The sequence below is a fragment of the Chitinophaga niabensis genome, assembly GCF_900129465.1.
In the GTDB taxonomy this organism is placed as follows: Bacteria; Bacteroidota; Bacteroidia; order Chitinophagales; family Chitinophagaceae; genus Chitinophaga; species Chitinophaga niabensis.
In genome coordinates this window covers 1779057-1803810 of record NZ_FSRA01000002.1, presented here as the reverse complement: position 1 = coordinate 1803810, position 24754 = coordinate 1779057, and the positions used below count along the sequence as shown (strand labels likewise).

Here is a 24754-nt window from a genome sequence, read left to right as displayed (position 1 = left end):
TATACTATTCTATTTAATAAGGAGGTCAAAGATAAGATATGAACGCCTGAAAATCTACCGTAAAGCATTAAAATACCGTTTAATATCTATTTCCTGCTGTAATGGTGCAGCTTCCAGGAGGTGTTTTACGAATTGATCGGCAGCCCAGGGAGCCAGGGAGCAGCCTTTGGAACCCATTCCATTGAAAATACCGATGTGTGGCTGATGGGGATGCATTCCTACCAGTGGCCGCCTGTCTGGCCCGGATGGACGAATGGCTGCGATGTGGTCTATGATTTCGTGGGGGATGGTTTGCAGGCTGGCTTCCAATGTGGCTTTTGCGGTTTCACTGGGCAAGGCATCTGTATAATCCCAGGAAAAAGTAGCCCCTGCCCAGTAAAGATCTTCTCCCATAGGCACTATTGTGAGGTTTCCTTTCTTTATAATGTTGCTGGTTTTGAGCTCCGGGGCTTTTATGATCAGTGCTTCTCCTTTATTGGGAAGGAACTTGAGCTTTCTCCAGTAAGGATTGGCGGGACTTTGTGCTCCTTCGCAGAAGATAACGGCTTTGGCATTGATGCCTTTATATTCAATGCCGGTTGCAGTGATGTTTATTGCAGCGGCATGAAAATGTTCTTCCTTTACGTTGAGCCGTTTGCGCCATGCAGGGAGCAGTGTATTTAATTGAATATTTGCGCCTTTTACGAATGCCGGTCCTAATAAATAGGGGCTGGTTTTCATAGCTTCCTTAAATGCTTCCTCCATCTGCGCTGAGGGCCAGATATTATGGATCAGCCGTTCATGAAAACAGGTTATGCCCAATGTGGCTTCCATTTCATGGTAGGTGTTTTCAGCAAAGGGGAAGATGGTGTCGTAGCGCCAGGCGGTTTCAAACTTTCTGCCGGAAACAGGATTGATGATCCCTGCGGCTACCCGCGAAGCACTGTTGGGCAGGGCATCATCATATACCAGTACCTGTTGCCCTGCTTTCCGGAGGAACCAGCTGAGCATGGTACCTGCAATACCTTGTCCTATTATTATATAATCGTAATTCACCGGCACAAAAGTAGTCTATAAAAAATCCCCGTCACCAATGGTAACGGGGATCGTTATTTTATCAGCAGTACCTTATTTTTTCAGTACTTCTGCCATTTTCTTTCCGATATCAGCAGGGCTGTCTACCACGTGAACGCCACATTCGCGCATGATCTTCATTTTTGCAGCGGCAGTATCATCAGCACCACCAACGATAGCACCGGCGTGACCCATACGGCGGCCGGGAGGGGCAGTCTGGCCAGCGATGAAACCTACAACAGGTTTGCGGGGATTTTCCTTGATCCAGTAAGCAGCTTCTGCTTCCATGCTACCACCGATCTCACCGATCATGATGATGGCATCTGTTTCAGGATCATTCATCAGCAGTTCCACGGCTTCTTTGGTAGGTGTACCAATGATAGGGTCTCCGCCGATACCGATAGCTGTAGAAACACCGAGACCAGCTTTCACAACCTGGTCAGCAGCTTCGTAAGTGAGGGTACCGGATTTGGAAACGATACCTACACGGCCTTTTTTGAAGATAAAACCGGGCATGATACCCACTTTTGCTTCGTCTGCAGTGATCACACCAGGGCAGTTTGGCCCGATCAGGCGGGTTTTATGGTTTACGAGGTAATTTTTAGCTTTTACCATGTCCTGTACAGGAATGCCTTCGGTAATACAAATTACCAGTGCAACACCTGCATCAGCGGCTTCCATGATAGCGTCTGCGGCAAATGCCGGAGGAACGAAAATGATGGATACATTTGCCCCGGTTTCTTTTACGGCATCGGCCACTGTATTGAATACAGGACGATCCAGATGGCTTTTGCCAGCTTTACCGGGCGTTACGCCACCTACTACATTGGTACCGTACTCAATCATTTGAGTGGCATGGAAAGTACCTTCAGTACCGGTAAATCCCTGCACAATCACTTTACTATCCTTATTAACTAAAACACTCATCGCGCTTGATTTATTTAATTGTTTTATTGATCCTTTGATTCTAAGGTGGGGCAAAAATAACGGATAAAGGTTAAAAACAAAAGGATTAAGTCCGGGAGGAGTTTTCCCCATCCTTTTTAGTCCTCCAGCCCTTGTCCCTGAACATTTCCGTTTTGCGCATCTCCTTGATATCCTGGAAGAATTCGGAGGCGAAGATGAAATCGTTCAGTTTCTGATCGTCCGCGAAGATAATATCTTCATTGCTACCTTCCCACTGTTTGAGGCCCTGATGCATATATATAATATGGTCGCCGCTTTCCATTACGGTGTTCATATCATGGGTATTCACCACGGTGGTAATGTTATATTCTACGGTAATATCCTTGATGAGCTTGTCGATCACGAGGGAAGTCTGGGGATCGAGACCGGAGTTGGGCTCATCCACAAAGAGGTATTTGGGGTTCAGTACAATAGCACGGGCAATCCCTACCCGCTTTTTCATCCCGCCGCTTATTTCGGCGGGGAACTTTTTATTGGCATCTTTCAGGTTTACCCTGTCCAGGCATTCCTGCACCCTCTTCATCCGGACCTTATATTTTTCTTTGGAGAACATGTCCAGCGGGAACATGATGTTCTGTTCCACGGTCATACTGTCAAAAAGGGCAGAACCCTGGAACAGCATGCCTATTTCCTGGCGGATGGGTTTCTTTTCTTTATCGTCCATGGCGGTAAAGTCCTGGCCATCGTACTTGATCTTTCCACTGTCCACTTCGATCAGGCCTACCATACATTTCATCAATACTGTTTTTCCGCTACCGCTGGCGCCAATGATCAGGTTGGTTTTTCCCGGTTCCATATTAACGGAAACGTCCTGAAGGATTGTTTTATCTCCAAAGCTTTTGCGAATATTGATCACTTCTATCATATCTCTTCTTCCAGTTTGAATTTTAAAGCAGGATAGCTGCCAGGATGTAATCGGCGAACAGGATCAGGATACAGCTCACTACTACGGAAGTAGTACTGGCGCGGCCTATTTCCAATGCGCCACCGGTAACATTATATCCATAATAAGCCGGGATGCTGGATATTATAAAGGCATAGGTATAAGATTTACTCAGGGCAAAGAACACATTGTATCCATCGAACGAAGCGCGGAGGCCCTGCATAAATTCTTCATGAGAGATAATGCCGCTTAGTTTACCAGCCTGCAAACCTCCCCAGATACCCAGGAAAGCTGCTATGATCACGAGGGCAGGAATGGTAATAAGAGAGGCCAGGATCTTGGGGAAGATCAGGTAAGCCTTTGTGTTGATGCCCATGATCTCCTGTGCATCTATCTGTTCAGAGATCCGCATATTTCCCAGCTCAGACGCAATCTTGGAACCCACTACCCCGCCTAATACGATACAAACCATGGTGGGGGCCAGTTCTATGATCATGGTATCCCGTACGATCTGTGCAATAGTGGATTTGGGAATAAGCCCGCTGGTAAGCTGGTAAGCCGTTTGCACGGTGGTTACAGCACCCAGGAAGAGAGAGATAATAAATACTATCCCTACCGACCCTACGCCGATCTCTACACATTGATGCATCAATTCTTTCCAGTACATCCGCATGTTCTCCGGCCGGGTGAACATTCCTTTGAGCATCAGCAGGAACCTGCCAAAATGGTAAAACAATTTAAACTCCATAACTTTTCAAAGATAACGGATTTAACATATCTAACGCAGGCTATCTACCAGCAGACGTTTCAGGCTTCTTTCTATGATCTCTCCCATGGTTTTGCTTTTGGCAAATACGGGATCATGATAATGTTGTGCCAGTTCTTCTCCCAGGCGGGCGATCTTTTCAGGGAAAGAAACCCGGTCCGTCATGATCACATCCCGGAGATCTTTGATCCGGTGGCGCTGTACTTTAATACGGCGGGCAATGAGGGAACGTTCTTCCTGCTGGTATTGTTTCACCACCTCTGCATTGAGGTGTTTCATGGCCAGCTCTACAAACACCCTGTTTTCCTTGAAGAACTGCGGCATATAGAGGGTTTTCTTTCCTTCATAGAATTGCTGGTCGAAGTCGATGGCACGTATGCGGAACTGCACATCATCAAAGTCTGGCGTAATATCGAAGATGAAATTATAGGAACGCATATCCCCCAGTAACCGTACAAAACAGCGTTCGTTGAACTTCACAAATTCTTTGGCGATCCTTTTGGGATTAAATTCCGGGCGGTTCATGTAATCTTTCGCAAACTGATCGCCGGGTACGCCGGCAATGTGTTCTTCCACCAATGTATTGCCATCTACAAGGAAGTTCATCCAGAAAGGGGACAAAATATGTTCCAGCTCCAGGCCGTAAATACGGGAGGCGTCCGCAATTTTAATATAAAAATAATCGTACACCTCGTTGAAGTTGTTGACGATCTTAATGCGGAAGGGATGGGAATTACCGAAAGTGCAATAGTCGATCCTTTCGATGTGCAAGTGTTCTTCCGCCGTCTGGTCCCCTCCTGCCTTGAGGATGGAGTAGATGCGTTTGAGGCCCGCGTGGATGGAAGGTGTCATGCTCTGCGGGTAGAACACAGACTCCCAGAGGGTATCCTTGCCCTGTTTATCGTATACGGGGATGCCGTTATCATAGTATTTCAGCTCCTCGTAAGAAATGGGCAATGGCACTTCCCGTTCGTACAGCTTCAGGTATTTTCTGAAAGCCGGGTTGAGCGGGAAGAATATTTTTTTGCGGGAGATGGATTGCATGATCCCCGAAGTTAAGAAAAGCCGGTCTTACAGACCGGCTTCTATCATTTATTTCTTTTTCTTTCCGTTCTTCCCTTCCTCTGCTTTGTAGCATTTCGTTTGTGCATCCACTACTGCTATCAGCACTACGTTCACGATCTGCCTTACCGTGGAACCCAGCTGCAGGATGTGCACGGGTTTTTTCATTCCCAGCAGGATAGGCCCGATAGCATCGAAGCCGGCTACTTCCTGGAGCAGGTTGTAAGCAACGTTACCTGCGGCCAGGTTGGGGAAGATGAGTACGTTCACATCCTGGTCTATCAGTTCGGAGAACGGGTAGTTGTCTTTTAAGATCTCTTTGTTGAAAGCCATGGCAGCCTGGATCTCACCATCCACTATTAAAGTGGGATCTTTCTTTTTCACGAGCTCACGGGCCTGGCTCATTAACTGGGCTTCCGGCGTGGCGCTGGAACCGAAGTTGGAATAAGAGACCATGGCTATACGGGGAGTGATATTGAACTGGCGCACTTCTTTTGCAACAAGCAAAGTGATATCTGCCAGCTCTTCCACTGTGGGATTGAGGTTTACGGTGGTATCCGCCAGGAAGAGCGGGCCGCGTTTAGTATTGATGATATACATGCCGGCTACACGTTTCGCTCCTTCTTCCATACCAATCACCTGCAGGGCAGGTTTGATGGTATCAGGGTATTTACGTGTTAAACCGGAGATCAGCGCATCCGCTTCTCCTGTTTCCACCATCATACAACCAAAATAGTTACGCTCGCGCATGATCTTTTTGGCTTCGTAAAGGTTAAAGCCTTTGCGTTTGCGTTTTTCAAAGAACAGCTCCCCGAAGTGATGGCGTTTATCAGCCATTTCCTCACTTTTCGGATCTATGATCACCACATCGTCAATTTCAATACTATTCTCGTGCATCAGGCTGCGGATCTTCTTTTCATTTCCGAGCAGGATGGGAATGGCGATATCTTCGTCGTTCACCACCTGTGCAGCTTTGAGGATCTTGATATTATCTGCTTCCGCAAATACCACACGGCGTGGGTCTTTGCGGGCTTTCGATCCGATCACGCGGAACAGCTGATTATCCAGGCCAAGGCGGCCATTCAATACTTCCCTGTAAGCATCCCAGTCTGTGATAGGCGCATGTGCCACACCGCTGTCCATTGCAGCTTTTGCTACTGCAGGCGCTACGGTACTGAGCAAACGTGGGTCCAGTGGTTTGGGAATAATATAATTAGGTCCGAAAACCAGGTTCCGTTCGTTATATGCCATATTCACAATATCCGGCACAGGAGATTTGGCAAGATCGGCTAAAGCATGTACAGCAGCCAGTTTCATCTCCTCGTTGATCTGGGTAGCCCTTACATCCAGCGCACCACGGAAGATATAAGGGAAGCCCAATACGTTGTTCACCTGGTTAGGATAATCAGAGCGGCCGGTGGCCATGATCACATCGTTACGGGCAGAGATAGCAGCATCCCATGTGATCTCAGGATCAGGATTAGCCATGGCAAATACGATGGGGTGTTTGGCCATGCTCTTCACCATTTCAGGTGTTACCACATTCCCTACAGACAAACCAACAAAAACATCTGCGCCCTTGAGGGCTTCAGTGAGGTTGGTAACTTTTGAGCCGGTGGCGAAAACCAGTTTCATGTCGTCCAGGTCTGTACGTTGTTTGTTCAGCACCCCATCTTTATCAAACATGATGAAGTTCTCCGGTTTTGCACCAAGGGAAACATATAAACGCACGCAGGCCATAGCAGCAGCGCCGGCTCCGTTGATCACGAACTTTACTTTCTCTATTTTCTTTTTAACCAGTTCCAGGGCGTTCAGCAAAGCAGCGCTGGAAATGATGGCCGTACCATGCTGGTCATCGTGCATGATAGGGATCTTCAGTTCTTTGCGGAGCCTTTCTTCTATGGCAAAACATTCCGGGCTTTTGATATCCTCCAGGTTGATGCCGCCGAAAGTAGGTTCCATGGCTTTTACCACCCGCACAAATTCATCCACATCTGTTGTATTTAATTCAATATCAAATACATCGATGTCTGCAAAGATCTTGAAGAGTACACCCTTTCCTTCCATTACAGGTTTCCCGGCTTCGGGACCGATATTGCCTAAACCTAAAACAGCCGTACCATTGCTGATTACGGCTACGAGGTTACCTTTTGCGGTATACTTATATACATTCTCCACATCGCGGGCAATTTCCTTACATGGCTCCGCTACTCCCGGGGAGTAAGCCAGGGAAAGGTCCCACTGGGTCTTTGTGTCCTTCGTAGGTATTACTTCTATCTTACCGGGGCGGCCCATAGCATGATAATCCAGGGCATCCTGCTTATTCAGTTTTTTAGCCATTTAAGATTGTTGTTGGGGCTGCAATATACGAACTATAAGAGGAACGGTTTCTATTACGTTCGTGTAGGTTCGCAATAATTATTTACTTTTACGCTGTTAACATATCACAAATATCATGATACAACGCATCCAGAGCCTTTTTTTATTACTCGCCGCACTTTCAAGCGCGGGTATGGGTTATTTTAACCTGTGGAAAGCTAAATTGATGAAAGGGGTTACCGCCAGTGAAGAATATTTCAATGCGCTCTCCAGCTATCTGATATTTATTATTGTGATGGTGAGCATCCTGCTTTCCCTGATCACCATTTTCCTGTATAAGAACAGGAAACTGCAATTCCGCCTGACAGTGATCAATATCCTGCTGGCAATAGGGGCTATCATACTGCAATATGTAAAAGTGGGGCAATTGGCGGACAAGCTGATGAATGATGGTTCTACCATTATTTCTGCCACTTACCTGCCGGCGGCATTTTTACCGGTGGTTACACTGGTGGCGCTGTTCCTTGCTGCAAGAGGTATCTATAAAGATGAGAAGCTGATCAAGTCCCTGGACAGGCTGAGATAATATTTTACCAGAACCTCCAATAAATATAACACCAGGCCAGCGCATACAATGCCAGCCAGAGCTTCAGGCTTTGATACCAGGGACGTTTAACTTCTCCGTCTCCCAGGGTACGCAGCCAGCTAATATTCCAGATATAAGGTTTCACCTGTTCCGGTTGCGGGGCTGTTGTATAAACAGATACCACCGCTATCAGTAACATGGTGAGCACCTGTGCAATGGCTCCTGCATAAAGCCAGTGGAGATTAATGTTCATGGCAAATAGTGCAACAGCCAGTAAGATCTGAATGATCACACCTCCTATCAATCCTGCAATAGCTCCGCCATAACTGGCCCTTTTCCAGAAGATGCCCATCAGTAACACAGCAATAAAAGGTGTGGCGATATATGTTACGCCTGTCTGAAAATATTTGAACAGGCCCACCGTACCTACCAATGGTGCTACCAGGGAAGAGATCAATAAAGCAGCCCCTCCTGAGAGCTGGCCTGTAATGATCAGCTCCCTGTCTCCCGCATTTTTTCTCCAGAAACGGCGGTATACATCCAATGAAAAAATGGTGGCCACACTATTTGAAAGGGCACTCACACTGGCCATCACGGCAGCAAAAAAACCGCCTAATATAATGCCTCTCAGTCCTGAAGGCGCAAAGAGCTGTAATGCTACAGGGAATGCACGGTCCTGGTCATCGGGTAAAAGAGAAGGTCCCTGGTGCATCACATCCAGCCAGTGATAAACGATCAATCCCAATAAACAGGTCACCAGTGGCCGTACGATATTGATGAACCCGGAGAAAATAAGGCCCATCATTCCGTCCCATTTGCTACGGGCTGAAAGGATGCGCTGGATCATTACCTGGTTGGAAGACTGATAAAAGAGGAATACACCAAAAGAAGCGAGGATCAAACTTAAGAAAGGGGCTTCCGGATCAGATGGTGGCTGATAGAGATGAAACCTGTCCGGAGCAGCAGCTACCATGGCATCCCAGCCACCGGGTATCTTATCCAATGCTACAAAGTAAAATATCACGCCACCGCCTATGAGCATGATGCATTGAATGGCATCTGTCCACATCACTGAACTCAAGCCTCCTGCCAGCGTGTAACTGGCAGTAACTAATATAATGCCTGCCATTACATAATGCTGCGGCCAGCCTGTTAATTCACTGAGGGTGATACTGCCGCCATAGATCACTGGCGGAAGGAAAACAAAAATATATCCTATGAGGATCACGATGCTGTAAATACCACCACAAGCCGGGCCAAATCTGCGGTTCAGTAATTCCGGCACCGTCATGATCTTATTACGCAGGTAGAGCGGAATAAAAAAGATCATCATCAACAGATAGGTAGGCAGGCTCCACCATTCCCAGTTTGCAATACCCATACCACCTTTATAGGCTGCCCCTATTGTTCCTACGATCTGTTCACTGGAAACACTGGTGGATACAAATGCAGCACCGATCAGGTACCAGGGCATGTTGCCCGATGCAAGGAAATATCCCTGTGTGGTACGCTTCACCTTTCTGGCAGCCAGTAAACCAATAACCACTACCAGCAATGTTTCTGCGGTGATGATCAAAATATCTATTAATGAGAGATGAAATTTTTCCATGCTGTTGTTTATGGGAGGACCCTTTTGGTTAATCCCCGCTGATATGCATCCAATCTTGTAAACCCTTCTGCATAACGGCATCCTGCGGCCAGCCCACGAAAACGGGCTTGTACTTCTACCATTTCAGCGAGGTTTGTATCTGCCAGTTGCTGCATGGCCTGTACCTGGCTTTTATGGCAGGCGAGCATCTGTTGTTTTATGCTGAACACCTTGCTGATATCCACGTACTCAGATGGTATAAACCCGATGCCGCCGAGGTTATCCATGTAATACAGCTGTGCCTGGCCGAAACGGCAGGCAGGTTTCGATTGGTTTGGGATAAATGGCAGACCCTTCTGGAAATAAGAATCAAATACGAGTTGACTTACATAACGATGATCCGGATGATAGTCGTTGGGAGAATGGGTGAAGATCACATCGGGATCAGCTTCCCTGAGGATGTCTATCATCAGATGCCTTTGTTGCTGATCCGGGAAAACATGTTCATCCATCACACCTCCCCAGATCAATTTTGCGCCAATGATAGCAGCAGCTTCGCGGGTTTCCTTTTCTCTTATCTTCCCGAGTTCTTCCGGTGGTATGAACGTATCGCCCATGTTCCCGCTGGTGAAAACGGCGAAAGTTATTTTATGGCCCTCCTGTGCGTAACGGACCAATGTTCCGGCGCAGAGTATTTCAATATCATCAGGATGTGCTGCTACGCAAAGTATATTCATCATAATACGCCGTATCTGTTATATACTGTTCTTAAGGAATCCCCGTTCAACAGGTCTCTCCTGGATTGATCTTCTTTAGATCCTTTTTCGAAAGCGAGTTGCAATGCTTTATCTTCTACTTCGCGGGGTATTACTACAATACCATCAAAATCGGAGAAGATCAATTCTCCCGGATGCACCACCACATCCCCACAGCGCACAGGAACATCATAAGCCATCACACGCCCTCTTCCCAAACTATCCAGCGGGCGGATACCGCCATAGAACACGGGGAAGTTCATGTCCATGATCTTGCGGCAATCCCTTATCATGCTGTCGCAGATACATCCTACGGCACCGTTGCGTTTGGCGATGGTGCTCATTAATTCACCCCATGGTGCATTGGTAGAACCGAAGTCAGTAGAATGCACTACTACATCTCCTTTACTGAGAGAATCCACCGCTTCTATTTCTGTGGTGTAAGCATCGGCTTCCACATAATCTGTTTCCATCCAACGCAGCGTTCTTGCTCTTCCGATAATGATGCAATTATCTGCATCCAGAGGCCGCAAACGCTGGTGCATGGCCTGATTCCTATAACCAAGGCTATCCAGTACATCACAAACAAGTGGAACATACAGGTGTTCTCTTATCCAGGCAAATTTCTCTTCGTCGTTAAGTTTCATTGTTGTTGTTTTTAGCTCCATACAAAGGGTTGCATTCGTTCAGGAATAATACATTGTTCCTGCATATTCATTTTAGTGCAGAACCATTTGAAAACTTCCGGGTTCTCTGCATTTAACGCCATCATATCATAGTGGTTAGGCATCACAAATTTTGGCTGCAGCGCGTATGATAGTTCCGCAGCCTGCTCAGGACCGGGGTTGCCCCATTTTCCATTCACCGGTACCATCATCACTTCAGGCTTCTGAGGTGCTGCAGCTACTAAGAGCGGATGAAACTGCGTATCGCTGGTATGATACACATTCCTGCCATTGGCAAATTTCATATGATACCCAGTAGTGTCTAAAACATCCGGACCGGTAGGGAGCGCAAAGATGCCGTTGATCTCAAGGCCCTGGATGGTTTTACTTTCTCCCACATTGATGACTGTTATACGGCTTTCAGGAATACCGAGGCTTATCAGCTTTTTTGCAGCCAGCGATGGCGCTACAAACCAGGTATCCAGTTTGTATTGATATTCGGAAAGTGTACCCGGATCGAGATGATCGAGGTGATCATGTGTGACGATGTAAATATCAGCCATGAGATCTTCCGGTTGGACAGGTGCAGGATACAAACGCGAAAATTCCTGTGCCCCATTTGCTGCGGAGTCTGAGAGATAGGGGTCTATCACTACGGTTAGTTCCAAAGCCCGGATGACGTAACCTGCCTGCCCCAGCCACCATATGGCAGCTTGGGAGGGAGAGAGTATATGTTCAAGAATTGATCTCATGTTTTACAGGTTTACACAAAAGCGTTTAACTGCTTTCTCGTCTATATCTATTCCTAATCCAGGCCCATTGGGCACTGCGATGTACCCATCCTTATCCATTTGTACCGGGTTCCTGATTATTTCCGTGAGCATGGGATTTTCGCTGACATTGTATTCCAGGAAAAGTGATCTTGGCAGTACGGCATTTAAATGAAGGCTTCCTGCAGTGAGGAGGTCTGTTAACCATGCATGCGGGCATACATCAATGCCTGCATATTCTGCTTCCCAGATGATCTTCCTTGCCTGCGTGAATCCGCCGCAACGGGTAAGGTCCGGCTGGATCACATCTATTCCACCTTTGTTGATCAGTTCCCTGAACCCCCATGCAGTAGCTTCCTGCTCCCCTGCTGCCAGTCTTGTTCTTACGCCTGCGGCTTTGGTTTTTGCATACCCCTCGTAACATTCCGGATGCAGGAAATCTTCCAGCCAGAAAATATTGTAGGGTTCCAGTGCTCTGCAAAGTTCAATGGCATCGTATGCACTGCGGTTCACCATCCAGCCGGCATCTACCATTAGTTCCACGTCAGGCCCCAACGCTTCTCTTGCTGCGGCCACCAGTTTTATATCCTGTTTACGGTCCTGCCCGAAAACACCCCAGCCAAACTTCACAGCGGTAAAGCCACGTTGCAGGTAAAATGCGCAGGCATCTTTAATAGCTTCTATGGTTGGGCGGAAAAGCGTGGAGGCATAAGCTCTCACCCTATCCCGTCTTGCGCCGCCGAGGACCTTGTGGATAGGGTGACCGATGGCTTTTCCGATAATATCATGACAGGCAATATCAAATCCGGATAACACCTGCATGGCCACACCTCTTCTTCCGAAATAAATAGTGCCCCGGTAGATCTTATCCCATAATCTTTCCACATCGAAAGGATCTTCTCCTATCACAAGCGATCGTAATCCTTCAAATACACCTGCTCCGCTTTCCGGTGCATTAACAACTGCTTCTCCTACATGCGGAGATGTTTCCACATCAGACCATCCTGTAATACCTTCATCTGTGCTTACTTTCAGTAGCAGGCAATGTTTTACACCTCTTGCTTCATCACTGCCTTCAGGAGAACGGATCTCAAATGGCGATTGCAGTATAAATGCTTCTACGTTTGTTATTTTCATGCGATCAGTTAAAAATGATAGCTACTTTTAATGCTTTATCGTGCTTATACCGAACAAGAGAAAATGCTTCCTCCCAGTTTTCAAAGTGTACCTGGTGTGTGATGATGTCTGCTAAGTTTAATGTTTCGTCCTGCAGGCATTCCAATGCTTCTTCCATCCGGTCTTCATCATTACAGGCGCCTACGATCTCTAATTCAGATAAATGAAGTGCGAACAGATCAATTGCCACGGGGTCTTTCAGTGCACTGAAAACAACCAGTCTGCCACGAGGGCGAAGGGCTTTCATACAAGTGGCCAGCGCATCCTGTGAGCTAACGGCTAATATAGCCACGTCCACACATCTCACCGGATCAGCATCCGGTATTTCAACATCCGGGATGCTTTGCAAACGGAACGGCACTTTACCTGTTACGATCACACGTGCTGCACCTGCTCTTTTGGCCAGGCGGGCGATGATATTTCCAAAAGGGCCATCTCCTGCAATTAATACAGTGCGCCCTTTTATATCACCTGCGCGGGCTATGGCCTGTAAACAAACTGCCACCGGTTCCAGTAATGTGCCTGTAGCATTTAATACATTTTCAGGTAAAGGGATCACCCTATCCGCTCTTTGTGTAAAGTATTCTGCGAAACTTCCATCTCTGTCATATCCAAGATGCCCCATATTGGAACAGATATGTGCCAATCCTCTTTTACACTCCTCACATTTACCGCAGGGAACAACAGGATGTACCGCTACGCGGGTACCGAGCGATAAATTCCTTACTTCCCGGCCACAGGCTACGATTATTCCAACGGCTTCATGCCCAAGTATTCTTGGATAGGTGATGCCGAAAGGATTGCTTTTCAGATCGTGCAGATCTGAAGTGCAGATTGTTGCGGCCAATGTTTGTATCAATACATCTCCGGCTCCCGGAACAGGAACGGGTACTTCTGTTTTCACCAGTGTATTCAACCCTTTCATTTGTAATGCCTGCATACTTTGTTTCATTTTCCAGGATCAGGTAAACCTAATAACTCCAGTGTGTTCCGGTGTATGATACCCTCCGTTACTTCTTGGGGGATGGATGGAAGGCCGCTGTTGGCCAGTATGTGATTTATGTTGCGCACACCGTTTATTGAATCTGCGGTGGTAGTGAACGGAAAGTCAGATCCGAACAATACTTTTTCATGCGTGCGGTATTCCACCAGCAATTGCATGGAATTATAGAACTGCCATGGCCTGTAATATAATGCAGACAGATCTGCATATACATTTGCATGCCTGCGGATAACAGCAATGGTTTCTCCTTCCCAGGGATGGCCCAGATGTGCCAGCACCATTCTGAGTTCCGGGAAATCCACTGCTACTTTATCAAAATGCACAGGGCGGGAATAATCCAGCGGTGTGCCGCTTACAAATGAAGTACCGGCATGAAAGAGGATCGGCAAACCATGCTTTTCGCAATAGCGGTAGATCTGATAACATCTTGGATCGCCGGGATGTACATCCTGATATAAGGGGGACATTTTCACGCCTACCGCACCATCCTGCCGGTGGCATTTTTCCAGCTCTTCCATAAAATCAGGTAATGCAGGATCTATAGATGCAAAGAACAACAAACGATGTGGCGCAAGCGCTACATGCGCTGCCACTATATCATTAGGAATATTCCAGTCTGTTGCTGATGCCTGCAAACCGAACACAATGGCCACATCCGCAGCCTTTGTGCTCTCCAGATGTTTTTCACCCAGTCCCCTCCAGATAGTTGGATCTATATTACAGCGCTTCATATCGGCCAGTAACTTTGGGCCAAAATCTGTATCAGGCCGGAAAACATGCGTGTGAATGTCTACAATCATATTTTATATCTATTCGAACGACCAGTAGTGTACTGCCCATGGTTTTAACGTTACTTCTACCAACTGATCGCCCTTTTTAATTTTCTCGAAAGGATCAGGGCGCAGGCGCTGGTTTTCATCATCTCCTCCTCCTTCCGCATCGAGTACAATATGGCGTACCTGCATATCTTTGGGAAGCGCTTTCAATTGCACTTTTACTTTTACAGCCTGTTCCGAGAAATTCCATAACAGCATATTGTGCATCTGCAACTTTGGGTCATGTGTGGCAAAGCCGTGTACTGTTTTGCTGTTCGTATTCAGTTCTAATTGCAGCCCTGCCAAACGGGATAATAATTTGAAAGAAAAGTAGGCAGGGCGTACATGGTCCTGGTAATCTATGAGTCCACTGAATTGTGCCTGACGGTTCCACCAGCGGCTCATAAAAGCAGCGCCATGTGCAGAGAAGATCTTTGCAAAGGTTTCATAGTTCACGTACCAATCTTTGATCTGGTAGTAACAAGACCAGTCCAATCCTGCATCTTTCATCTGCCAGATAGTTTCTGTGATAAAACATGGCTGAAACTTTGGATCCAGCGGGGGGTTGAACAGGTGCATGTTCCATTCGTTCATAATGGTTTCCGGATGCAGATCAGGGTGGCCTTTCAGCATTTCCTTTACATATTCTATCTGGCTTCTGATGAAGGTTGGGCTGTTGTTATAATTATGCCAGGACACAAAATGTAATGGCAGTTTTTCTGCTGAACAAACACGGAGCAGTTCAGGCAGGATCGGTGATCTATAATTCGCCAATGCGGGCCCCCCTACTTTTGCAGTGGGGTCCGCGCGTAATATGGCACTTACAGTATGTTTATAATAACGTGCATAACTTTCCGGTTTAAACCGGTAGGGTGTGCCGCCGTCTTCTCCTATATCTACTTCATTTCCTACTTCCCAATATTTTATTCCGGTTCCCTTATCTACATAATGTCGTACCACGTCATATACAAACTGTTCCCAGCCCTGGTAATCGTTCGGCTCTACTATATCCTGATCTATGACCGGGAAGAATGTCCTTGGTTTCAGGCAAAAGCTCATGAAGGGTTTGGCACCGGTCTGCAGTATGTTAGTGATCATACTGTCCAGCGTTGTAAAGTGGTATTTCCCTTTTTCAGGCAGCACATCATAATAATCCGTCACAAAAAGCCGGATGATGGCAGGGTGCAATGCCCTGATCTCAGGAATACGTTTACTTAACATCGGCTCTTCAGAAAGGCCTCCCTGGCCTAAAGCCATCTGCTCTATTTTCATAGGGCCGAGTTCTTTTGAAAAGTCCACGTTTACCGTTGTCTGTGCAATAGCAGCATTACTGATGATGCTTACTATGATTGCTATTCTCGTCCAATGTTTCATATAATTAGGCTTCTTAAATATAATAAAACATGCCCGCACTTATAAATAATTCGGATTCTGAACCAGTTTGCTGTTCTTGTCCATTGCTGATTGCGGAATGGGCAGGAAATAATTCTTATTGGGGAAGAAAGCGCGATTACCTCCACCAGCAGGTACGATAGTGTATACCCATACGTTATTCACCATTTCAATCTTTATAGCATGTACGGGATTATTCAGGATCACTTCTGCTAATTTTAAACGCAGCAGGTCTGGCAGCCGTTTGTCTTCAAAGGCCAACTCTACCCTTCTTTCCCTTTGGATAGCTATACGCAGCTGGTTTTGGTTCATACCGGGCGTAAGGTCCGGTAGTTCCGATCTTTTCCTGATAGCATTGATGGCATCGTATACAGACTGATCAGGACCGGTAGCTTCATTTCTTGCTTCCGCATAACTCAGCAATACTTCCGCATACCGGAAAATGATCCAGTTCGCGCTGTTCAGGTTATTGGAAGCGGTTGCATATTTGGGGTTGATGCCCTTGCGGATATAATAACCGGTCCTGGTGGAAATGCTGCTGTTATTCAGGTCTGTGGCATTCAAACTTCCAACACCCTGTTTCATGATCATCACATCACCCAGCCAGGTAGAACCATCGTATACAATAGACTGGTAAAACCTTTTCTCCCTGTTCTCATAAGGTTTCTGGGGGTCATAACCTGATGCGGGATCAGTAATAGGCAGGCCGTTGGCCATGGCGTACTCATCCACAACATCCTGTGTAGGGTTCACATGCCCCCAACCTGTTAATGCTCCCCTTACAAAACGCGGGCCTATCTGTCCATCCCGGGAATTAGCCAGACTGGTACCGCCGAGATGTTGCCGGCTGAAGATCACTTCCACATTATTATTGTTCTCTTCAAAGAAGAGCGTATTGTAATCAGCAAAGAGTTTATAAGTATTCTGGTCTATCACTTTTTTAAATGTAGTGGCAGCCAGCTCCCATTTTGCTTTATCATTTGTGGGATTGTGTAAAGCACCTGCATTAAATAACTCGCAGGAACCTTTTAGTGTGAGTGCAGCGCCCCTGGTTGCTCTTCCGGACTCTGCCGTTACATCAAGGTCAGGTGCGATCTCATTCAGTTCGGTGGTAATGAAGTTAAATGTTTCCTGGGCTGTATTACGTGCTCTGAAAACTTCTTCACCCTGTTCTTTGAGGTTCAGCACTTCCTTGATAATGGGCACACCGCCATGGTAAGTCCATAAGAGAGAATAGAAATAGGCGCGCAGGAACCGTGCTTCAGCAATTCTTGTTTTTTTCCATGCTTCCGGTAATTTGGAAGCAGTTGCTTTAGCAATAAACAGGTTTGCCTTTCTGATATTGGTGTATTGGCCCCAAAAGCCGGGTGCATTACTGGGTGTATAAATGGAAGGGCCATAGATATTAGTGCTTATCCTTCCTGCCTGTCCGTTCATGGAATTATCGGAATAATTCTCCCAGGGATCACTGACATCTGTGCTGGGAACAGATGCGTAGATATCATTCAGGAAAAGGTCTGCATTGGCTGTATTCTCCCAAAGCGTTCCATCAGACACCTGATCTCTTGGATTTACTTCCAGAAATTTCTTACAGGAGAAAAAGGTGAATGCCATTAATGTTATAACTAAAAGTTGACGTTTCATATCAGCTTTTTTATTGGATTAGAAAGTAATGTTTGCACCTACAGAAAGGGTCTTTTGATTGGGGTATCCCCAGGCACTATCCGGATGCCCTGAATCGTTCCTGCCTATCTCCGGGTCGTAATTGATCAGCTTCGTCCAGGTAAAAATGTTCTGCCCGGATAAATAGATCCTGATGTTCTGCATTTTTATTTTGCTGAGTACATTAGCAGGTAGGTTATAGGAAAGGGTAGCGCTTTTCAGACGCAGATAAGCGGCATTGGCCATCCAGAAAGACGAGCGCTGTGAATTGTTCACGGTAGGTGAAGAAGTCAGCCTCGGGTTGGCAGCATTTGGATTTTCCGGTGTCCAGTAATCAAAGTTGTGTACATAGGGAAGCATGGTTTCCCAGAATGGCATGATAGAAGAGCCGTGATAATACCAATTGGTTTTGGCAGCTCCCTGGAACAACAGATCGAGGGAAATAGTTTTATACTTTATACCCGGAGCAATACCATAGATGATCCTGGGTGCAGCATTGGGGTCTCCTATCACAGTGAGATCAGCATCATTGATCTTACCATCTTTATTGATATCCTCATACCGGATATCTCCGGGCTTCACAGCTCCCCATGGTTGTGTGGCAATACCGGATTTCAATGCTCCCGATCCATCAAAATCACTTTGTTGGAAATAACCCAGCGCGTGGAAGCCGAACTGCGTGCCCAGGGGTTTTCCTGTTATACGGCGGTTAGGATTGTTATAGGTAGTAGCGGATTCAAATACCTGCAGTACTTTGTTCTTTGCATAGGTTAAATTAGCGCCCAAAGAAAGATGCAGATCTTTTGATACATCATATACAGAGCTGACAGAAAGATCGAAACCACGGTTTTCCATTACACCTGCATTCACCTGGCTTAATCCTATGCCATATTCAGCAGGTACAATTACATCCGGGTTCACCAGCATGTTAGAGCGTTTTTCATAGAAGTAATCCGCTTCAACATTCAGCAGGCCTTTCCATAAATTCACTTCTAAACCAACATCTGTTTTTTTGGCGCGTTCCCAGGTAATATTAGGGTTAGGTTCTGCTCTTTCACGGATACCCTGTACGGCATTACCTCCCAACACATAGTTTGTTCCCAGTACGCTATAAGTGCTCATGAACTGGAAAGGGCTTCCAGCCAATGCGCCTACTTCTCCATAAGAAGCCCTGATCTTCAGGTTATTGATCCAATTGTAATTGTCTTTGATAAAGTGTTCTTCAGACAAACGCCATCCTACAGAAAATGCAGGGAAGAATCCGAACCTGTTATCAGGAGAGAAATAATAACTACCATCATACCGGCCACTAGCTTCCAGCAGGTATTTTCTGTTGTAGTCATATGCAATCCGGTATACCAAACCCATCTGCCTGGCAGCGCTGGATGTTCCGGATGTGCTCATATCTGCCTGGCTGGCGCTTCCGAGGCTGATCTCATCGATCGATAAATTATAGTTCCTTCTGCTGGCACCTAAACTGAGATAATCGTTGCTCTTGGCTTCAAATAATCCCAGCAGGCTCAGGCCGTGTTTTCCGAAAGACCTGTCGTAGTTCAGGCCAAACTGATAAGTCAGCTGGTAGTCGTTTGCATAACTTTGGCTCAGGGAAGCTTTTGTTGGGCCGAAGATACCGTCTTTGATCACATAGGGTGTCTGGGACTTATCGAGGCTTGCGCGCTGAACCGGTTTAGCCCAGGTTTTATTCATTGCATAAGTAGGGTCAAATGCAATGGTTCCCTTTGCTTTCAGGCCGGGCAGAAAAGGTAATTGCTGTTCAACAGAAATCTGGGAATAGATAGCTGTAGTATTGATCTTCTGGTATCCGCTGTTGAAGAGGCTTCCGGTTACAAAAGTACCGTACATGCCGTTACTGAATTTAAGCGGGCCATATAAAGGATGCAGGTAACCTATCAGCTCAAAGATGCGGCCGGTACCGATAGAAGGATATTGGTCTTTCTGATACCGTCCATTGAGGTTGAAAGAAACATTGGTGGTACTGGTAACTTTTGCATCAAGGTTGAGTGTCATATTAAACCTGCGGGTATTGGTAGCAGGCCACATACCTTCCTGAAACTGGTATCCGAGGGCAGCATAGTACTTTACGTTCTCTGTACCACCGGAAATTTCAACATTGTGATTGGTTAGTTTCGCATTCCGGTTAGTAAGATCTTTCCAGATGTTTTTAAATGTGGGATATGCATCCGGATCTGAGCCGTCCTGGAATTTTTGCAGATCGGCATCGGAGTAGGGTTTGGGCAATCCTTCATTAACAGCTGCCGCATTCCTTAATGTGGCATACTGATAAGAGTTAACGTAATCAGGTAGTTTAACGGGATTCTGAAATCCTACATACCCATTGTAGGTAAGTGTGGGGATACCTGTTTTACCTTTTTTAGTGGTTACGAGAATAACACCGTTTGCACCGGCAACACCATAAGGCGCTACCGCGGCAGCATCTTTCAGTATGGAAAAGGTTTCAATGGAATTAGGGTCCAATTGCTGAAAGCTCCGTGGAATACCATCTACGATGATGAGGGGTTGTGTGGCTCCTGTGGATGCGATCCCCCTGATGAAAATACTGGAGCCATCTTTCCCGGGCTCGCCTGAGCCCTGTTTTACTACAACTCCGGCAACCCTTCCACCTAAGCCATTACTCAGGTTGGAAATGGGCAGTGAAGCCACTTCAGCACCTTTCAGTGTTGATATGGCCGCAGTAACGGATGTCTTCTTTTTTGTACCATAACCTACTACCACCACATCGTTCAGGATGTCCTGCGCGGTAGATTCCAGCGTGATGTTCAGTGGCTCCTGGTTAGTGATCTTCACTTCTTTCCTGCCAAATCCCATATGAGAAATGATCAAGGTCTGGCCAATCTGGGCGTTAAGGGTGAAGATACCCTGTTCATTTGTAGTAGCTCCCTGTGATGTTCCCTGAATGGACACGGATACATATGGTAAAGGGGAACCGCTGGCTGTGATCTTCCCTGTAACAGTTATCCGCGTTTGGGCAAAAACGCCTGCAGTATGCAGGAGCAGCAAAAGCGGTAGTAATGACCTGACGGCTTTTACGAATTTAATTGCGCGTAAATTCATAAGAATAGTTTTGATTGATATAATAGTGGCGGGTCAAAACAGGAAGAAAATTGCGTATGCAGACCTTGGTTGCTGTACAAAAGTATTCGTTAGCCTCTCCTGGAGACTATACCATCTTGCTGAATCTGTATCCTATTTTGGAGTTTTTTGCTGTTTACGCAGACAGCTATCCTATTTGCACTAATTAGTACCCTATTCCGTGCTTATAGGCCTTCTATGCTTAAAAATCCGAACGGTTTTGTATATATTCAACCCATGAAACCGCGATACAAACCGATTCCATCTGAATCCAATCTGTTCAAAGTGGAGTTCCAGAATACGAGTGAAGTGTTCGATTATCCCTGGCATTACCATCCGGAGCTGGAGATCACTTATATACTGAATGGAAAGGGTGTGCGTTATGTGGGAAATACGATAGAGAACTTTTATGAAGATGATCTTGTACTACTGGGTTCTAACCTGCCTCATGCATGGAACCATACAGCAGATCCATCACAGCAGGTGATCGCTATTGTTATTTATCTGAAAGAGGAATTCCTTGATAAAACCTGGATGCAGAGCATTGAGTTTGAAACGGTGCGCAAGTTATTAGCTGCTATGAGCAAGGGGATTAAAATAGATACCCATGTTGCCAGCAGGCTAAAACCGAAGTTCATTGACCTGGTGAATGCCTCTTCTTTTGAAAGGCTGATGATACTCCTGCAGATATTACAAGAGCTGTCCCTCAACACGGAGTTTCGTTATCTGTGTGAGCAGGAGTTTATGGTTGACCTTAATCTTAATGATAAGGAACGCATCAATGCAGTGTATAAATTTATTCAAACGAATTATAAACAACAGATATCGTTAGCAGATATTTCATCCAAGCTGAACATGACGGAGGAATACTTTTCCCGCTTCTTCAGTAAAACGATGAAGAAACCCTTTTTTGAATTTCTGAATGAATATAAAATCAACAGGGCATGCAAACTATTAATAGAAACAGATAAACAGGTGAGTGAAGTATGCTATGCTTCAGGGTTTGAAAGCCTTCCTTTCTTTTACCGGCAGTTTAAAAAATTTAAGAATTGCCAACCTAAGAATTACCGGCAGGATTACCAAAAGATCTCCTTCTAATGATGCGCATCGATAAACCATAATTCTTAATCCTTTAAACCCCTTTTGTTACTTTCCCTTTACTTTCTTCAATTATTACCGCTGAAAGCGGACAGGAGGCTGCATGCCGTTTCCTTCCGGTGGGGGGACTGTCCAAAGCCATTCCTGCAAGGCTTAGTACAGGATCATGTCATTTACGCAATGTTTATTCTTTAAAAAATCTATCATGAAAAATTGGTTAAAATTAACGTCCGGCATGGCGCTTGGGCTTACTATCACTATTGCTGCATGCCAGAAAGATAAAACGGGTACAGCTGTTGAAACACCTAAAGAAAAGGTTTCTTTAACGGACCTATGGGAGAAAATGAATCTGCCTAGCGATCCATCAGGCGATGCGGCTACTTTAGCGATCTATGCATCACTGAACGAAAAAGAGCTGGAAGAATATTTTGCTATCCGCCTGCAAAAGGATTCTTTGCAATTAGCAAAGAAAATAGCTGCTGATAATAACGGTCGTGTGAGTGCTGCGCAAGAAGTAACCATCGGTTTACAGCTCCGGAAAACAAAACAAGGTCTGACGCAGTTACAGGAAGAAGCAGCTACCAAGTTCAATAAACAAATAAACCAACTGTCTAAAGAGGAGACCAAGGAGATCGTTGCTTTGCATCAAGCCAAGAAAGGCGATGTTAGTGCTATGGCATGCCCTCTTGTAAGTTTCCCCGGTACCGCCTCTGTTAAATGGGCACGTGGTATCAGGCACTATGGTTATTATGAAATCGGCAACTATCCTGGTCCTGATTGTGATTGGGAATTTCGTTTTGATGGCATTTACTGGCGTATATATGGTGAGAATGCGAGCACCCGTTATCTTCTCGATAGTTATAACGGCGTAATATCACGCAGGGAGATTTATTATAGTAATGGTTACGATACGGGTGTATTATTTGGGTTCTGGAATACACTCCTCTTAATTGGAGGTCCGGGTAATGTATCTATTGAAGGATTGAATTAAAGAAAATTAAGCCGGTAGGTTATATGCTACCGGCTTAATTTTTTCTAATAAATACCTGAATCCTCTCCCGCCTGCTTTCTACGGAAAGGTCTTCTTTAATAGTGAGCACGGGGCATGTTAGTTTCTTCATCCATGCTTCATGTACGGCGAGGCTTCTTCTCGGTGTATCTGTATCATAACTGGCAGCCCAGTCCATGAATTCTTCGTATAATTTCGTTCTTTCGGGATCTGTGTAAATAACGTCTCCATATCTTTCGAACTCTCTCTTCCTCAATCTTTCCAGCCTGATATCCGGTGGAAGGTATAGAAATATAGCACGATCGAAAATACTTGTCCATTCATCTCCCCAGCTTACCAGGGAACCTCCTACTATGAAACTTTCCTGCTTTGCAAGATCAGCTTTCAGCATACTATTCCTGGTGACGGGATCTCTTTTTACAGTAAAAGATGTTTCCCAGAAATAATGATCAGTATCAAAATAGGGAATGTTCAATACAGCAGAAAGATCTTTTCCCTGTGTGGTAGAACCTGCACCTGATGCGCCGAAGATGAGTATTTTCATTTTATATCCGTTGCGTTTTTATCCAGGTGTTTTATCTTATGGAGATAAGCGGATATTTTTTCATCCAGTTCCTGCGGGTAAGTGTAATGTAGTTTTTCTGCAATAGCTTTGCCCAATTCCCTTACTACTTCCGCATAAGCAAATAAAGCTTTCCAGTTATCTTCTATATCTGCTCCGGTAAAGGTAGCCTCTATCCTTTTCCAGAGATCGGGTTCCAGGTATTGTTTGAAGAGCCGGCCGTATTTGTTGGGATTGAGTTGCCAGTTATGCTGCATGCCAATATACCATTCAATGATCTTCTGAAAATCTTCGAAGCGCATGATACTATCTCCTACATGTTTTGCATAGAACAGCTGGTCTCTCCAGAGGCATTTGGCGATGTAGGGCATGCAGAACCAGGCATCATTGATAAAAAACTGGAATTCTTCCTCTGTTGGTTTTACGATGGTGACGGATTTTGCTGTAGGGGGTTTCATCCCTTTGGTGAGGCCGTCTTTATCGATCAGTATTTTGTAACCTACGTCCCAATCTTCCTGCAACTCCGGCTTATTGACCTGTTCTATGAATTTACCTATGGCGTAAAGTTTGAAATCGACCTTGATGTAATCATCGTAGAACACCATGCGCATGGCATTTTCTCCATCAAAAGCTTCTTCATTTTCAACAACCACAGATACCGGATGGCCGAAGGTTTTTAGCCAGGAATCATCTTTGAGGAATTCCGGGAGATCATTAACTACGAACTCTATATCGTAGTCAGATAAGAGGTCTGCTTTGCCATTGGCGCGGGAGCTGGTGAGGAGGATGGCGCGGATGGCTTCATTCTTCCCAGCCCAGGTAGTTATTTCATGGAGGAGCTCTGTTTCCGTTCTCATAATATCTAATTTATGTTTATTTTAGAAGCAATTCCCGGTACGCCAAAAAAAAATCATGAATACATTTGAGAGTTTTATTATTGACGAACTAAAAAAAATAAGTTCAGGAGAATTTGCTACGTTAGCACCTAATCTTGAGATGTCTGACGCCAAAAGAGAAGATCTCCCGCCAGCTTTGCAAGCTGATGGCCTGCAGTTTGAATATGCCGGGAAAGATGCAAAGGAAGGAGTTTATAGCTTAAAAGATAAACTCAGGGAGCATGGCTACTTTATTTTTGTCTGCGAAGCCAACTTTGGGCATAGCCCAGACAAAATAGGAGTTATAAAATCAAATGATCAATTCGATATCCTAAGGTTTATGGCAACTGATGGCATTAACTATGATATTGAAAACGCCGATGTAATCGAAAAATTACAGCAATGGCACAGCAAATATCCATTTGAAATTGTTGGTGCTGCACAGGATTGGGTAGAAGCAAAATTTGTTGGGGCCCTTCCTGATTTTAATGCTTTTGCACAGGATGTATATGATTTCTGTCCGGATATCGTTGATCAGGGCACGGAAACGGTTGAGGCGCTGGGTGATGAAATGAAAAACAGCGCGGCGTTATATTTATGGTGGGATTAATTTATAAAGCAAAAGGCCCGCTTAGAAA

The 24754-nt window shown here is 45.6% G+C and carries 22 protein-coding genes; 4 read left to right on the top strand and 18 right to left on the bottom strand.

The features are described from left to right. Positions 1–54: 54 nt before the first annotated feature. From BUR42_RS24635 to BUR42_RS30225, 6 genes are all read right to left on the bottom strand, one after another. A complete protein-coding gene (locus BUR42_RS24635) occupies positions 55–1035 on the bottom strand; it encodes an NAD(P)/FAD-dependent oxidoreductase (RefSeq protein ID WP_074243200.1) in 981 nt (326 codons plus the stop codon). Positions 1036–1107: 72 nt separating this feature from the next. Beyond that, positions 1108–1980 carry a succinate--CoA ligase subunit alpha gene (gene sucD / locus BUR42_RS24630; protein WP_074242219.1) on the bottom strand — a complete coding sequence of 291 codons (873 nt, stop codon included), beginning with the start codon at positions 1978–1980 and terminating at the stop codon, positions 1108–1110. Between the two features lie 85 nt (positions 1981–2065). Next, the gene (locus tag BUR42_RS24625) at positions 2066–2884 is read right to left on the bottom strand and encodes an ABC transporter ATP-binding protein (protein ID WP_074242218.1); all 819 of its coding nucleotides are present in this window, start codon (positions 2882–2884) and stop codon (positions 2066–2068) included. A 22-nt stretch (positions 2885–2906) separates the two neighbouring features. After that, positions 2907–3650 carry an MlaE family ABC transporter permease gene (locus BUR42_RS24620; RefSeq protein ID WP_074242217.1) on the bottom strand — a complete coding sequence of 248 codons (744 nt, stop codon included), beginning with the start codon at positions 3648–3650 and terminating at the stop codon, positions 2907–2909. A 30-nt stretch (positions 3651–3680) separates the two neighbouring features. After that, the gene (locus tag BUR42_RS24615) at positions 3681–4712 is read right to left on the bottom strand and encodes a hypothetical protein (RefSeq protein WP_074242216.1); all 1032 of its coding nucleotides are present in this window, start codon (positions 4710–4712) and stop codon (positions 3681–3683) included. 48 nt (positions 4713–4760) lie between these two features. Beyond that, positions 4761–7070: an NADP-dependent malic enzyme gene (locus tag BUR42_RS30225; protein ID WP_074242215.1), complete on the bottom strand. Its 2310-nt coding sequence runs from the start codon at positions 7068–7070 to the stop codon at positions 4761–4763. Positions 7071–7185: 115 nt separating this feature from the next. Here BUR42_RS30225 and BUR42_RS24605 point away from each other — a divergent pair, with 115 nt between their 5' ends. Next, positions 7186–7635 carry a DUF4293 domain-containing protein gene (locus tag BUR42_RS24605; protein ID WP_074242214.1) on the top strand — a complete coding sequence of 150 codons (450 nt, stop codon included), beginning with the start codon at positions 7186–7188 and terminating at the stop codon, positions 7633–7635. A gap of 4 nt (positions 7636–7639) precedes the next feature. Here BUR42_RS24605 and BUR42_RS24600 read toward each other — a convergent pair whose 3' ends face one another. From BUR42_RS24600 to BUR42_RS24555, 10 genes are read right to left on the bottom strand one after another with little or no spacing between them, the layout of a single operon-like run. Next, complete coding sequence (locus BUR42_RS24600) at positions 7640–9244, bottom strand: SLC5 family protein (protein ID WP_159442344.1); 1605 nt, start codon at positions 9242–9244, stop codon at positions 7640–7642. Positions 9245–9252: 8 nt separating this feature from the next. Further along, on the bottom strand, positions 9253–9963 hold the full coding sequence (locus tag BUR42_RS24595) for a PIG-L deacetylase family protein (protein WP_084185806.1): 711 nt from the start codon (positions 9961–9963) through the stop codon (positions 9253–9255). Next, positions 9960–10625 carry an RraA family protein gene (locus tag BUR42_RS24590; RefSeq protein WP_074242211.1) on the bottom strand — a complete coding sequence of 222 codons (666 nt, stop codon included), beginning with the start codon at positions 10623–10625 and terminating at the stop codon, positions 9960–9962. Before BUR42_RS24590 ends, BUR42_RS24595 begins: the two co-directional genes overlap by 4 nt. Before the next feature lie 11 nt (positions 10626–10636). Continuing rightward, complete coding sequence (locus BUR42_RS24585) at positions 10637–11395, bottom strand: MBL fold metallo-hydrolase (RefSeq protein WP_074242210.1); 759 nt, start codon at positions 11393–11395, stop codon at positions 10637–10639. A 3-nt stretch (positions 11396–11398) separates the two neighbouring features. Beyond that, positions 11399–12550, bottom strand: a complete 1152-nt coding sequence (locus BUR42_RS24580) for a mandelate racemase/muconate lactonizing enzyme family protein (protein WP_074242209.1) — start codon at positions 12548–12550, stop codon at positions 11399–11401. 4 nt (positions 12551–12554) lie between these two features. Beyond that, positions 12555–13529, bottom strand: coding sequence for a zinc-dependent alcohol dehydrogenase (locus BUR42_RS24575; protein ID WP_159442343.1), 975 nt, complete (start codon positions 13527–13529; stop codon positions 12555–12557). An 8-nt stretch (positions 13530–13537) separates the two neighbouring features. After that, positions 13538–14392 carry an amidohydrolase family protein gene (locus tag BUR42_RS24570; protein WP_074242207.1) on the bottom strand — a complete coding sequence of 285 codons (855 nt, stop codon included), beginning with the start codon at positions 14390–14392 and terminating at the stop codon, positions 13538–13540. Between the two features lie 9 nt (positions 14393–14401). Further along, on the bottom strand, positions 14402–15781 hold the full coding sequence (locus BUR42_RS24565) for a GH39 family glycosyl hydrolase (protein WP_074242206.1): 1380 nt from the start codon (positions 15779–15781) through the stop codon (positions 14402–14404). A 39-nt stretch (positions 15782–15820) separates the two neighbouring features. Beyond that, positions 15821–17443 carry a RagB/SusD family nutrient uptake outer membrane protein gene (locus tag BUR42_RS24560; protein ID WP_074242205.1) on the bottom strand — a complete coding sequence of 541 codons (1623 nt, stop codon included), beginning with the start codon at positions 17441–17443 and terminating at the stop codon, positions 15821–15823. 18 nt (positions 17444–17461) lie between these two features. Next, a complete protein-coding gene (locus BUR42_RS24555) occupies positions 17462–20554 on the bottom strand; it encodes a SusC/RagA family TonB-linked outer membrane protein (protein WP_074242204.1) in 3093 nt (1030 codons plus the stop codon). A gap of 255 nt (positions 20555–20809) precedes the next feature. Between BUR42_RS24555 and BUR42_RS24550 the strand changes: the two genes are divergently transcribed. Continuing rightward, positions 20810–21670 carry an AraC family transcriptional regulator gene (locus tag BUR42_RS24550; RefSeq protein WP_074243199.1) on the top strand — a complete coding sequence of 287 codons (861 nt, stop codon included), beginning with the start codon at positions 20810–20812 and terminating at the stop codon, positions 21668–21670. A gap of 205 nt (positions 21671–21875) precedes the next feature. After that, the gene (locus BUR42_RS24545) at positions 21876–22661 is read left to right on the top strand and encodes a hypothetical protein (protein ID WP_074242203.1); all 786 of its coding nucleotides are present in this window, start codon (positions 21876–21878) and stop codon (positions 22659–22661) included. Positions 22662–22695: 34 nt separating this feature from the next. On the opposite strand, the gene BUR42_RS24540 is transcribed toward BUR42_RS24545, so the two are convergent. Both BUR42_RS24540 and BUR42_RS24535 read right to left on the bottom strand, forming a co-directional pair. Beyond that, positions 22696–23223 (bottom strand): P-loop NTPase family protein, encoded by a 528-nt coding sequence (locus tag BUR42_RS24540; RefSeq protein ID WP_074242202.1) that lies wholly within the window; start codon positions 23221–23223, stop codon positions 22696–22698. Next, on the bottom strand, positions 23220–24098 hold the full coding sequence (locus BUR42_RS24535) for an aminoglycoside 6-adenylyltransferase (RefSeq protein ID WP_074242201.1): 879 nt from the start codon (positions 24096–24098) through the stop codon (positions 23220–23222). Before BUR42_RS24535 ends, BUR42_RS24540 begins: the two co-directional genes overlap by 4 nt. A gap of 55 nt (positions 24099–24153) precedes the next feature. Here BUR42_RS24535 and BUR42_RS24530 point away from each other — a divergent pair, with 55 nt between their 5' ends. Further along, complete coding sequence (locus tag BUR42_RS24530) at positions 24154–24726, top strand: DUF4253 domain-containing protein (RefSeq protein ID WP_084185804.1); 573 nt, start codon at positions 24154–24156, stop codon at positions 24724–24726. Positions 24727–24754 lie beyond the last annotated feature (28 nt).

Bases quoted from the DNA above. Each gene is read 5' to 3' on its own strand.
- BUR42_RS24590 (WP_074242211.1), bottom strand. From the start codon at position 10,625: ATGAAACTTAACGACGAAGAGAAATTTGCCTGGATAAGAGAACACCTG.
- BUR42_RS24615 (WP_074242216.1), bottom strand. From the start codon at position 4,712: ATGCAATCCATCTCCCGCAAAAAAATATTCTTCCCGCTCAACCCGGCT.
- BUR42_RS24565 (WP_074242206.1), bottom strand. From the start codon at position 15,781: ATGAAACATTGGACGAGAATAGCAATCATAGTAAGCATCATCAGTAAT.
- BUR42_RS30225 (WP_074242215.1), bottom strand. From the start codon at position 7,070: ATGGCTAAAAAACTGAATAAGCAGGATGCCCTGGATTATCATGCTATG.
- BUR42_RS24545 (WP_074242203.1), top strand. From the start codon at position 21,876: ATGAAAAATTGGTTAAAATTAACGTCCGGCATGGCGCTTGGGCTTACT.
- BUR42_RS24585 (WP_074242210.1), bottom strand. From the start codon at position 11,395: ATGAGATCAATTCTTGAACATATACTCTCTCCCTCCCAAGCTGCCATA.
- BUR42_RS24580 (WP_074242209.1), bottom strand. From the start codon at position 12,550: ATGAAAATAACAAACGTAGAAGCATTTATACTGCAATCGCCATTTGAG.
- BUR42_RS24625 (WP_074242218.1), bottom strand. From the start codon at position 2,884: ATGATAGAAGTGATCAATATTCGCAAAAGCTTTGGAGATAAAACAATC.
- BUR42_RS24530 (WP_084185804.1), top strand. From the start codon at position 24,154: ATGAATACATTTGAGAGTTTTATTATTGACGAACTAAAAAAAATAAGT.
- BUR42_RS24595 (WP_084185806.1), bottom strand. From the start codon at position 9,963: ATGATGAATATACTTTGCGTAGCAGCACATCCTGATGATATTGAAATA.
- sucD (WP_074242219.1), bottom strand. From the start codon at position 1,980: ATGAGTGTTTTAGTTAATAAGGATAGTAAAGTGATTGTGCAGGGATTT.
- BUR42_RS24535 (WP_074242201.1), bottom strand. From the start codon at position 24,098: ATGAGAACGGAAACAGAGCTCCTCCATGAAATAACTACCTGGGCTGGG.
- BUR42_RS24555 (WP_074242204.1), bottom strand. From the start codon at position 20,554: ATGAATTTACGCGCAATTAAATTCGTAAAAGCCGTCAGGTCATTACTA.
- BUR42_RS24605 (WP_074242214.1), top strand. From the start codon at position 7,186: ATGATACAACGCATCCAGAGCCTTTTTTTATTACTCGCCGCACTTTCA.
- BUR42_RS24575 (WP_159442343.1), bottom strand. From the start codon at position 13,529: ATGCAGGCATTACAAATGAAAGGGTTGAATACACTGGTGAAAACAGAA.
- BUR42_RS24540 (WP_074242202.1), bottom strand. From the start codon at position 23,223: ATGAAAATACTCATCTTCGGCGCATCAGGTGCAGGTTCTACCACACAG.
- BUR42_RS24570 (WP_074242207.1), bottom strand. From the start codon at position 14,392: ATGATTGTAGACATTCACACGCATGTTTTCCGGCCTGATACAGATTTT.
- BUR42_RS24600 (WP_159442344.1), bottom strand. From the start codon at position 9,244: ATGGAAAAATTTCATCTCTCATTAATAGATATTTTGATCATCACCGCA.
- BUR42_RS24550 (WP_074243199.1), top strand. From the start codon at position 20,810: ATGAAACCGCGATACAAACCGATTCCATCTGAATCCAATCTGTTCAAA.
- BUR42_RS24560 (WP_074242205.1), bottom strand. From the start codon at position 17,443: ATGAAACGTCAACTTTTAGTTATAACATTAATGGCATTCACCTTTTTC.
- BUR42_RS24620 (WP_074242217.1), bottom strand. From the start codon at position 3,650: ATGGAGTTTAAATTGTTTTACCATTTTGGCAGGTTCCTGCTGATGCTC.